The 10,881-nt window shown below is 70.2% G+C and carries 8 protein-coding genes; all 8 read left to right on the forward strand.

The genetic code is table 11. The features are described from left to right. Positions 1-542: 542 nt before the first annotated feature. The 8 genes from GVL03_RS18135 (at position 543) to GVL03_RS18170 (ending at position 10,869) form a co-directional block, all read left to right on the forward strand. Positions 543-1,619, forward strand: coding sequence for a PotD/PotF family extracellular solute-binding protein (locus tag GVL03_RS18135; RefSeq protein ID WP_159502417.1), 1,077 nt, complete (start codon positions 543-545; stop codon positions 1,617-1,619). After that, on the forward strand, positions 1,616-3,238 hold the full coding sequence (locus GVL03_RS18140; RefSeq protein ID WP_159502418.1) for an amidohydrolase: 1,623 nt from the start codon (positions 1,616-1,618) through the stop codon (positions 3,236-3,238). Before GVL03_RS18135 ends, GVL03_RS18140 begins: the two co-directional genes overlap by 4 nt. A gap of 39 nt (positions 3,239-3,277) precedes the next feature. Beyond that, the gene (locus GVL03_RS18145; RefSeq protein ID WP_159502419.1) at positions 3,278-5,554 is read left to right on the forward strand and encodes a N,N-dimethylformamidase beta subunit family domain-containing protein; all 2,277 of its coding nucleotides are present in this window, start codon (positions 3,278-3,280) and stop codon (positions 5,552-5,554) included. A 104-nt stretch (positions 5,555-5,658) separates the two neighbouring features. Then, a complete protein-coding gene (locus GVL03_RS18150) occupies positions 5,659-6,735 on the forward strand; it encodes a PotD/PotF family extracellular solute-binding protein (protein WP_159502420.1) in 1,077 nt (358 codons plus the stop codon). A 58-nt stretch (positions 6,736-6,793) separates the two neighbouring features. Continuing rightward, complete coding sequence (locus tag GVL03_RS18155; protein WP_159502421.1) at positions 6,794-7,873, forward strand: extracellular solute-binding protein; 1,080 nt, start codon at positions 6,794-6,796, stop codon at positions 7,871-7,873. Positions 7,874-8,058: 185 nt separating this feature from the next. Further along, a complete protein-coding gene (locus GVL03_RS18160; RefSeq protein WP_159502422.1) occupies positions 8,059-8,937 on the forward strand; it encodes an ABC transporter permease in 879 nt (292 codons plus the stop codon). Between the two features lie 4 nt (positions 8,938-8,941). Next, positions 8,942-9,814, forward strand: a complete 873-nt coding sequence (locus tag GVL03_RS18165) for an ABC transporter permease (RefSeq protein ID WP_159502423.1) — start codon at positions 8,942-8,944, stop codon at positions 9,812-9,814. Further along, positions 9,811-10,869, forward strand: coding sequence for an ABC transporter ATP-binding protein (locus GVL03_RS18170; RefSeq protein ID WP_159502424.1), 1,059 nt, complete (start codon positions 9,811-9,813; stop codon positions 10,867-10,869). The genes GVL03_RS18165 and GVL03_RS18170 overlap by 4 nt, the downstream gene beginning before the upstream one ends. The last annotated feature ends 12 nt before the right edge of the window (positions 10,870-10,881 follow it).

The following is a 10,881-nucleotide window of genomic DNA, read 5'->3' on the forward strand; positions in this document are numbered from 1 at the left end:
CGACGGTCATCGTCGAGGTCCTTTCGAGATGGATGTGAAGAGTTCTCTCGAAGAATCACGCGGTGACCGTCGCTACGTCAGCAGCGACACGGTCACCGGTTCGTACACCACCTTGCCGGACGCAACCCGTTCTGGTTGAACAGGCGCATTGCCTGGACTTTCCCCACCCCACGGAGCGCCCCGCCAGGGGCGCGGAGAAGCTGACCCGAAAGTCCTCACGCTTCGTCTCGCCGCGCTCGCTCAGCGACCGGACTTTCGCACCCCACAGAGGGCCCCGCAGGGGCGCGGAGAAGCTGACCCGAAAGCCTCCGATCTCAGTCCCTGAGCGAGGAGCGCAAGCGACGAGACGAAGGGTCGCGGAACCCGTTCCGCTGGGGCGCTTCGTCTCGCCGCGCTCGCTCAGCGACCGGACTTCCCCCTCCCACGGAGGGTCCCGCAGGGGTGCCGAGAGGAGGAAACAACTCCGTCACATCGTGTTCACGAAACAGGATCCATCATTGGATATATTGGATCCACTAGCATCCGAACATGGAGGTTCCGCCATGCACTCCTTCTCCGCTCGATCGCGACGTGCGTCCTTCGCGAGCGTCGCCGTCCTCGGCACGGCCGTGCTGCTCGCCGGCTGCGCCGGCTCCGCGGACGCCCCCGACACCGCCGGCGACGAGGCCGTCCTCAGCGGCGAGATCATCTGGGCGGACTTCGGAGGTCCCACGAACGAGGCGCGTCAGGAGATCTACTTCGACCCGTTCACAGCGGACACCGGCGTCGAGGTGATCTCCGTCGTCGTGGAAGACGCCATCCAGAACACGATGATGGCCGGCGGCGAGGGTGACTACGACGCGACCCACGTCGGGCTCGACCAGGTCTACGCGAACATCGACAACGTCCTGGAGATCCCCGAGGAGTACCAGGACCAGGAGCTCCCCGAGGACATCCGCCCGTACGCGTTCGGCACGTTCTTCGTCGGGCACGCGCAGGGATACCTGACGAGCACGTTCCCGGACGGCGGCCCCCAGACCTGGGCCGACTTCTGGGACGTCGAGACGTACCCGGGCATGCGGGCCTGGCCCGGCAGCCCCGGCAGCTACGACAGCACCTGCGAGATCGCGCTGCTCGCGGACGGCGTCGCCCCCGACGACCTCTACCCCCTCGACCTCGACCGCTGCACGGACAAGCTCGACGAGCTGCGGCCGAACATCGTGTTCTACAGCTCCTACCCCGAGATCCAGCAGCTCCTCGTGTCGGGATCCGCGGCGATCGCGATGGGCCCGAGCGGGCAGTTCGCGGCCCTTCGCAACGCCGGCGAGGACGTCTCCGTCTCCTGGGACCAGGCCATCGTCGCGCCGAACGTGATCGCGATCCCCAAGATGGCGCCGAACCCGGAGAACATCCTCGCCCTGACCGAGGTCTTCCACGACCCCGAGCTGCAGGCGGAGTTCTCCGTCCGCACCAACTACGGCCCGGGAAACCCCGACGCGTACGACCACATCCCTGCCGACGTGCAGGACAACCTGGTCACCGCGCCGAGCCACGACACGATCGTCTACCAGGACTCGCCCTGGCGGGCCGAGAACACCGAGGCGCTGCTCAACTGGTACACCGGCTGGCTGGCGTCTTGAGCCACTCCGAGCACGCCGTGGCCGCGAACGAGACGATCGTTCGCGGCCACGGCCGCATCCGCACGATGGATCCGATGCGTCCGCTCGCGGAGGCCATGGTCGTCCGGGGCGACCGCATCGTCGCCCTCGGCGACGTCTGCGAGCTCCGGGATGCAGCTCCCCGGGCACGGCTCCTCGAGGTCGCGGGCACCGTGCTGCCCGGATTCATCGACGCGCACGTGCACACGCTCATCGCGGGCTTGGAACGGCGCAGGCTCACGATCACCGACGCGGCCTCGGTCGCCGAGGTCGTCGAGCGCGTGCGCGACTGGCTCGAGGCCCGCCCCGACCTCGAGTGGGCGGTCGTCGGGGCGCATTTCCACGCCGAGGACCTCGCCGAGGGGCGGCTCCCCGACCGCCGCGACCTCGATCCGGTCTCGGGCGGCACGGCGCTGTACCTCGATCGCCGCACGCACGACGCGATCGTCAACACGGAGGCGCTCCGCCGCGCGGGGATCGACCGCTTCACGCCGGATCCCGCGGGCGGGACGATCGAACGGGAGGACGACGGTGAGGCCACCGGCGTCCTGATCGAGCGGCCCGCCGCCGACCTGGTCTTCTCCCACATCCCGGCGATCGACCGCGACGAGCTCCACGCGGCGCTCGTCGAGGCGCAGCACCACCTGCACTCCCTCGGCATCACGGGCGCCGCGGAGCCCGGGCTCTCGCCGCTGGAGCTCTCGGTCTACCAGGAGGCCTGGAAGCGCGGCACGCTGACGCTGCGGACGATGGCGATGCCGCTGGTCGACACGGCGGTGCCCGCGCGCGAGTACCTCGACGGTCTCGGCACCGTGACGGGCTTCGGCGATGAGACGCTGCGCATCGGCCCGCTCAAGGTCTACGTCGACGGCACGGGAGGCTTCGGCACCGCGCTGCTGGGTCGCGAGTGGCCGGGGAGCCCGGGCTACCACGGAACCCAGGTGTGCTCGGACGAGACCTTCCAGCAGCTCGCCGACCACGCCGCCGAGCGCGGCTGGTCGCTGGCGGTGCACACCGTGGGCGACGAGGCGGTCCGTCGCGTGCTCGAGTGCTTCGAGCGCGCGGACCGGCGCCATCCGATCGGCCGGCTGCGGTTCTCGATCATGCACGCCTACCTGTGGCCCTCGCCCGAGTCGATGCGGCTCGCGGCCCGGCTCGGCGTCGTGCTGTCGACACAGCCCGCGATGCAGTGGCGCGTCGCGGCGGGCATCGCCGATCGCTTCGGTGCGGCCGCCGAGGGCACCGCGCCCCTTCGCGACTGGGTCGATGCCGGCGTGCGGCTCGCGGGCGGGTCGGACGGACCCGACTTCCCGATGTCTCCGCTGTTCGGCATGTGGCAGGCGCGCAGCCGCCGCGTGCGGGGCCGCGACGAGGCACTCGGTCCGAGGCAGGCGCTCGGCGCCGCCGAGGTGCTGCGGATGTGGACGGTCGACGCGGCCTACTACTGCTTCGCCGACGGCGAGCGCGGCCGCCTCGCCCCCGGGATGCTGGCCGACTGGATCGAGGTCGACGTCGACCCGGTGCTGGCCACCGACGAGCAGCTCGCCGCGGCCACGGTGCGCCGCACCGTCGTGGGTGGACGCGAGGTATACCCCGCATGAGCGACGAGAGCATGAGCGAGGAGAGGGAGAGCGGGAGACATGGGTGAGCAGGCGCCCGCCGTCGTCGTGACGGAACGCGTGATGGGATACACCGACCGGGTCTCGTATCGCCCCGGCGACCGGATCGCGCTGCACGTGAGCACGGCTGCGGCGCAGTGGACGGGGGAGCTCGTGCGACTGCAGGCGCTCGCCATCCCCTCCGCCGGGGTCGAGCGGCGGACGGTCCCGGTGCCGGCCGTGGACCCGGTGGGCGCGCGGGGGGTCGTGCAGCCCACCGAGCCGGGATCGTTCGCCCGGTTCCCGGGCGTGCCCGTGGGCGAGGACGGCCTCACCGTCGCCTTCGCGATGATGCCCACGCGGCCCGGTGACGCGGTCGCGGGCGCGCAGGTCGTGGTCGCCCAGGCCCTCGACGGAGCCGGATGGTGGATCGGGCTGACGTCCGAGGGGCGGGCGATGGTCGGGGTCGGCACCTCCGCGGGCCCCGTCTCGCTGTCGGCCGGCGAGCCGCTCGCGGCGGGGTGCTGGGTGGAGGTCGTCGCCCGCATCCCGGGACGCGCGGGCGGGCGACTGTCGATCGAGGTGTCGCAGGCGGGCAGCTTCGCGTCCAACCGCTTCGTCCGCCGGCCGGCACCGCCCGAGACGGCGTCGGCCGTCATCGGGGCACGGGTCGTCGCATCGCCGGGCTCGCTCGTCTGGGGATGCCGCGCCCTCCGCGACGGCCGTACGCCCGAGCACCTGTTCGACGGCCGCATCGAGAATCCGGTGATCGTCGCGGACGCCGAGGCGCCGGGCGACCGAGCCGAGCTCGCCCGCCATCCTCGCCTGCTCGCCGCGTGGGACCTCGCCGCCGGCATCGGACGCGAGGGCGTGACCGACACCTCCGGCATCGTCGACGTCGGCCCGCACGGGCTCCACGGTGTCGCCGTGCAGCATCCGCATCGTCTCGTGACGTCGTCGGGCTGGCGGGGCGACGTGTTCGACGCCCGGTTCGCGCCCGCCGAGTACGCCGCGATGCACTTCCACCGCGACGACCTGACCGACTGCGGCTGGGTCGCACAGCGGGAGCTGGCCCTGCCGGATGACCTGCCGAGCGGCGTCTACGCGGTGCGGCTGACGGCGAGCGACGGCACCGAGGACCTCGTGCCGGTCTTCGTCGCCCCGCCCCGGGGCGCCGCGACCGCCCCGCTGCTGCTGGTGCTGCCCACCAACTCGTACCTCGCCTACGCGAACGATCACGTCGGCGTCGACAGTCCCCGTACCCAGGTGTGGAGCCAGATGGTGCCGACGCTCGACGACTACGAGCTGTTCCGCAACGCGCGCCGGGAGCTCGGCCTGTCGCTCTACGAGGTGCACGGCGACGGCTCGCCGGTGTTCTACTCGAGCTGGCGGCGTCCGATCCTCACGCTGCGCGAACGCGTCTACGACCACAACGCGCCCGTCTGGCAGTTCACGAGCGACATGCAGCTCGTGGACTGGCTGGAGAGGACCGGGCGGCCCTACGACGTCGTCACCGACCTCGACCTGCACCGCGAGGGCGCGGCGATGCTGTCGCGCTACGCCGCCGTGCTCACCGGCACGCATCCGGAGTACGCCAGCGGCCCCATGCTCGAGGCGTACGAGGAGTACGCCTCGAGCGGCGGAAGGGTCCTCTACATGGGCGGGAACGGCATGTACTGGGTCACCGGGTACGACCCGCAGGACGAGCAGGTGATCGAGATCCGTCGTTGGGGGGCGACCCAGGCATGGCTCGCCGATCCCGGCGAGTACCACCTGTCGTCCACCGGGGAGCAGGGCGGCATCTGGCGCTTCCGCGGACGCGCGCCGCAGAAGTCGTTCGGCGTGGGCTTCGTCGCCGCGGGGAACCCCGGCGCGTCCGCGGGCTATCGCCGGGCGACCCGGGATCCCCGCGTGCAATGGGTGTTCGAGGGGATCGACGACGCCGACTTCGGCCGGTCGGGGGTCTCCGGCGGTGCGGCGGGCCTTGAGATCGACTCGGCGAGCGCGCCGTTCGGCACCTCGCCCGACGCCGTGGTGCTCGCGACGTCCGTCGGGCACAGCGACGACATGCTCGAGTCCCGCGAGAACTACAACATGACCAGCCGGATCCTCGGCGGGGCGCGGAACCCCCGCGTCCGGTCCGATCTGACGCTCGTCCCCCGGGAGGGCGGGGGAGCGGTGTTCTCCACGGGATCGATCGGGTTCGCGGGCGCGCTGTACGGCCCGGATGAGGACGGCGACGGCCGGACGCACGTGGCGCGTCTGCTGGGCAACGTGATCGATCGCTTCCTCTCGGGCGGGCCGGTCATCGATCTCTGAGGTCGTTTACACACACGAAACACAGGGGACACGTAGAACGGATCCACACCGTCCAGAATTGGATCCAACAATCCATCGCGTACGGGTCCGAGGGGAACGCAATCATGGCTGAGATCACACGCCGGCATCGAATGGTCGGCACGGCGGTCGCCGCCGTCGCGATCGGGGCGCTCATCACCGGCTGCTCCGGGGGGAGCGAGCCCTCGACGCCCGGGAGCGATGCGCCCGTGCTCAGCGGCGACATCGTCTGGGCCGACTACGGCGGGCCGACCAACGAGACGCGCCAGCTCGCCTACTTCGACGGCTTCTTCGAGGAGACCGGCGTCGAGGTCGTCTCGACGAGCATCGAGGACGCCATCTACATGTCGATGCTGACGGGCGAGCCCGGCGACTACGACGTGTTCCAGGCGAGCTCCGCCGAGGTGCTTCCGAACACCGACAACCTCTACGAGCTGCCGCAGTCCGTGCGCGGCGACCTGCTCCCGGAGAACGTCCGGCCCTACTACCTCGGCGGTTTCGTCTTCGGCGAGGCACAGGGCTGGCTCACCGAGACCTTCCCCGACGGCGGCCCCGAGGACTGGGTCGACTTCTTCGACACGGAGGCCTTCCCGGGGAAGCGCGCATGGCCCGGTGCCCCCGGCTCGTTCGACGCCTCCTACGAGATCGCCCTGCTCGCCGACGGCGTCGCCCCGGAGGACCTGTACCCGCTCGACATCGAGCGTGCGGAGGCCAAGCTCGACACCATCCGCGACGACCTGCTGTTCTACCAGTCCTACCCCGAGGTGCAGCAGCTGCTCACGAGCGGCAGTGTCTCGATCGCCGTCACGGTCACGGGGCAGTTCACCGCCCTCCAGAACGCCGGCGAGGATGTGACCGTGCAGTGGAACCAGGCGTTCGCGGTGCCGTCGGGACTCGTCGTGCCGAAGGATGTGCGCAACCCCGACGAGATCGACGCGCTCGCCGCGTGGATCAACGACCCGGAGAACCAGGCGGTCTTCACCGAGCGCACCGGCTACGGCCCGGTCAACTCCGCCGTCTTCGACTTCCTTCCCGACGACGTCGCCGCGTCCCTGGTCAACTCGCCCGAGCACGCCGATCAGGTCCTCTACTGGGACAACGAATGGCGCGGCGACAACTACGAGCTGCTGCTGAACTCCTACACCGCCTGGCTCGCAGGCTGATCGGCCTTCCCGCACCGCATACCCGCAACGCTCCCCACCCGAGAGGAACACCCGACACATGCCTTCCCTGAACCGAATCCGACGTGGCGCCACCATCGGCCTCGCCGTCGGCGCGGTCGCAGCCCTCGCGACCGGATGCGCCGGTCCGGCGACGTCCGACGGCTCCGGCACGAGCGACGCCGCCGACATCAGCGGCCAGATCATCTGGGCCGACTTCGGCGGGCCCACGAACGAGAGCCGGCAGATCGCCTACTTCGACGGCTTCATCGAGGAGACCGGGGTCGACGTCGTCTCGACCTCGATCGAGGACGCCGTCTACTACCCGATGCTCGAGGGCGACGCGGGCGACTACGACGTGTTCCAGGTGAGCACGGCCGACATCCTCGCCTACCCCGACCACATCCTGGAGATCCCCGAGGGCGCCCGCGGCGACCTGATCGACGAGAGCCTGCAGCCCTACGTGGTGGGCGGCTTCTACATCGGCGTCGCCCAGGGGTGGCTGACCGACACCTTCGCCGACGGCGGCCCGCAGGACTGGGTCGACTTCTTCGACACCGAGAAGTACCCCGGGAAGCGCGCCTGGCCGGGCTCGCCGGGCTTCTTCGACGGCTCCTACGAGATCGCCCTCCTGGCCGACGGCGTCGCGTTCGAGGACCTCTACCCGCTCGACATGGAGCGCGCCACCGCGAAGCTCGACTCCATCCGCGACGACCTGGTGTTCTACCAGTCCTACCCCGAGGTGCAGCAGCTACTCTCGAGCGGCAGCGTCTCGATCGCCGTCTCGGTGACGGGTCAGTTCAAGGCCCTGCAGAACGCGGGCCAGGACGTCACAGTGCAGTGGAACGGCGCCTTCCAGGCGCTGAACGGCTTCGTCGTTCCGGAGATGGCGAACAACCCGGATGCGGTGATGGCCCTCGCCGAGTGGGTCAACGACCCGGAGAACCAGGCCGTCTTCACCGAGCGCACGGGCTACGGCCCGGTCAACTCTGCGGTCTTCGACCACCTGTCGGACGAGGTTGCGGAGAACGTCGTGAACTCGCCCGATCACGCCGACGGCCTGCTGCAGTGGAACGAGGAGTGGCGTGCCGAGAACAAGGATCTGCTCCTGAACGCCTACACCGAGTGGCTCGCGGGCTGACGCCTCCCGCCCAGGTCTCCCGCGAACGCCCCCGGTCCACGGACCGGGGGCGTTTCCCATGCTCGTGTAACGCCCCGGAAACACCGGGGCAACGCGCGAGGATCCATTGCGGCATAGATTGGATCCATGCCTGACCCCGAGGCGACAGAAACACCCCTGCAACGTCGATCCTGGAGCATGACGAAGTGAGCACTTCGACCGTCGCGATCGCCCCCGCCCCCGTTCCAGCGCCCCGGCGCAAGGCGCTGGGCGTCTCGAAGGCGGAGTTCCGGTGGCTCATGTGGCCGCCGCTGATCTTCTTCGTCGTGGCGCTCGGGCTGCCGATGCTGACCCTCCTCCTGCAGTCGTTCGAGGGCGGAGGTGCGGCGTACCCCGGCATGTTCGAGGTGCCCGCCTTCGTCGGCTCCCTCTGGCGCACGCTCCTCATGGCGCTCGTCACGATGATCGTCACGATGATCCTCGGCGCGGCGTACGGCCTCGCCATCGTCGCCTCGCCGACCTGGCTGCGTCTCGCGCTGGTGGCCGCTCTCATGTTGTCGCTGTGGACCTCCGTGATGGTCCGCTCGTTCGGATGGATGCTGCTCGAACTGCCCAAGGGCGCGATCTTCTGGTTCCTGAACCTGCTCGGCCTCACGGACGAGCCCCTCGAGATCTACCAGACGACGATCGGCATGTACCCCGCGATGGTCGCCGTCATGCTCCCGTTCGCCGTGCTGCCGGTCATGAGCGCCCTGCAGTCGATCGACAAGGAGCAGCTGAACGCCGCGACCGTGTTCGGCGCGGGAGCGATGCTGACCTTCCGCACGGTGACCTGGCCGCAGATGCTCCCCTCGGTCATCAGCGGCGGGGTGCTGGTCTTCGTCATGTCGCTGGGCTTCTACGTCACACCGCTGCTGCTCGGCGGCCCGTCGAACATGACGGTCTCCGGCGTCATCAACGCGCAGCTCAACACCGCGAACCGGCCCGACCTCGGCGCCGCCATGAGCATCCTGCTCGTCGGAGGGACGATGCTGATCTACCTCGTCTCCGATCGCCTCTTCAAGGTCAGCGAGAAGTGGGGCTGAGCGCATGAGCACGACCGTCGGACGCAGCCTCGGGGCCTATCGCCTCCCCCTCATCGCGATCGCACTGCTCGCGAGCCTGCTGCTCATCGTCCCCTTCCTGATCCTGGTCGCCACGTCGTGGACCGCCGGGAGCTTCATCCTCTTCCCGCCCGACGGGTTCTCGCTGCAGTGGTACGCGAAGGTGCTCGGCGACCGGCGCTGGATGGGATCCTTCTGGCTTTCGGTGTGGGAGAGCGCGCTCGCGACCGCGATCGCGACGATCCTCGGCGTCGCCGGGGCGATCGGACTCACCCGCGTGCGCTCCATCCAGGCGCAGCGGTGGATCCGGACGCTGTTCATCGTGCCGATCGCACTGCCGCCCATCGCCTATGCGGTCGGTCTCTACGGGGTCAACATGGACTTCGGATTCCTCCGGGGGACCCTCGTGACGCTCGTCATCGGGCACGCGCTGATCGCGATGCCGTACGTGTTCGTGATCGTGTCGGGCGGCATCGCGCGCATCGATCCCGCGCTCCGCCCCGCCGCGTGGACGCTCGGCGCCCGCTGGCCGCTGATCCTCTGGAAGATCGAGCTGCCCGCCCTCCTCCCTTACCTCCTGTCGGGTGCGCTGTTCGCCTTCATCGTCGTCTTCGACGAGGTCGTGCTCGCGGTGTTCCTGCTGCCGCCCGGCGTGCAGACGCTGCCGCTGAAGATGCTCAGCGCCGCCTCCGAGGCGTTCTCCCCGGAGCTGACGGCGGCATCCACCCTCGTGTCCATCCTGGCGATCGCGGTGCTTGCGCTCGTCCCCCTCTTCACGTCGCGCCGTTCCCGGCGAAACCGCCCCACGCGGCGCCGGACCCCCGCGGTCCCCGTCGCCTCGGAAGGAGTCCCCGAATGACCATCGCCCTCTCCGTGTCCGACGTGCACGTCACCCTCGGCGCGAACCACGTCCTGAAGGGCGTGTCGCTCGATGTCGAACCCGGCGAGTTCGTCACGCTGCTCGGTGCGAGCGGCAGCGGCAAGTCGACGCTCCTGAACGTCATCGCGGGCCTCCAGGCCGTCGACGGGGGCCATGTCGCCTTCGACGGGGTCAACGTCGAGAAGCGGCCCCCGCAGAAGCGCAACGTCGGGGTGGTGTTCCAGTCCTACGCGCTCTTCCCGCATCTCACGGTCGGCGAGAACGTCGCCTTCCCGCTGCTGGCCGCCCGCCGGCCGGCGAAGGAGCGCAAGGCCGTCGCCGAGGAGATGCTGGCGCTCGTCCAGCTGCCGGGCATGGCTGACCGGGAGCCGTCGTCGCTGTCGGGCGGGCAGCGCCAGCGGGTCGCCCTGGCGAGGGCGATCGCGGCGAACCCCGGCATCCTGCTGCTCGACGAGCCGATGGCCGCTCTCGACAAGCAGCTGCGCGAGCACATGCAGGTGGAGATCACCCGCATCCAGCGGAAGGTCGGCATAACGACGGTGTCGGTCACGCACGACCAGACCGAGGCCCTCACGATGTCGGACCGCGTCGCGATCATGCACGAGGGGCAGCTGGTGCAGGTCTCGAGCCCCGAGGACCTCTACCGCCGTCCCGTGAACGCGTACGTCGCGAGCTTCCTCGGCGAGGCGAACCTGCTCCCGACGTCCGACGACCGGCTGATCGACGACGCGACCGGTGTGCTCGTCGACGGCACCGCGGTGCTCCGGCCCGAGGACATGAGCATCGTCGCGCCGCACGAGGCGGCGCCCGCGTGGTCGATCGAGGGCGTGGTGCGCCTGGTGAGCTTCCAGGGCTCACGCTACCGGCTCGAGGTCGTGACCGACTATGGGCGCAAGGTCGTCGCGTCGCTGGCGCCGTCGACCGACGTGTCGGCGCTGGGCGTCGGCGAGCGGGTGCGCCTGGCGTGCCGCAACTCGAACCGGGTGCACGTGATCGAGGCGGTCGCGACCGCCTCGATCCCCGTCCCCGCCTGAGCCCCCCCCGCC

Source organism: Microbacterium sp. 18062 (assembly GCF_902706225.1).
Taxonomy (GTDB): Bacteria; Actinomycetota; Actinomycetes; order Actinomycetales; family Microbacteriaceae; genus Microbacterium.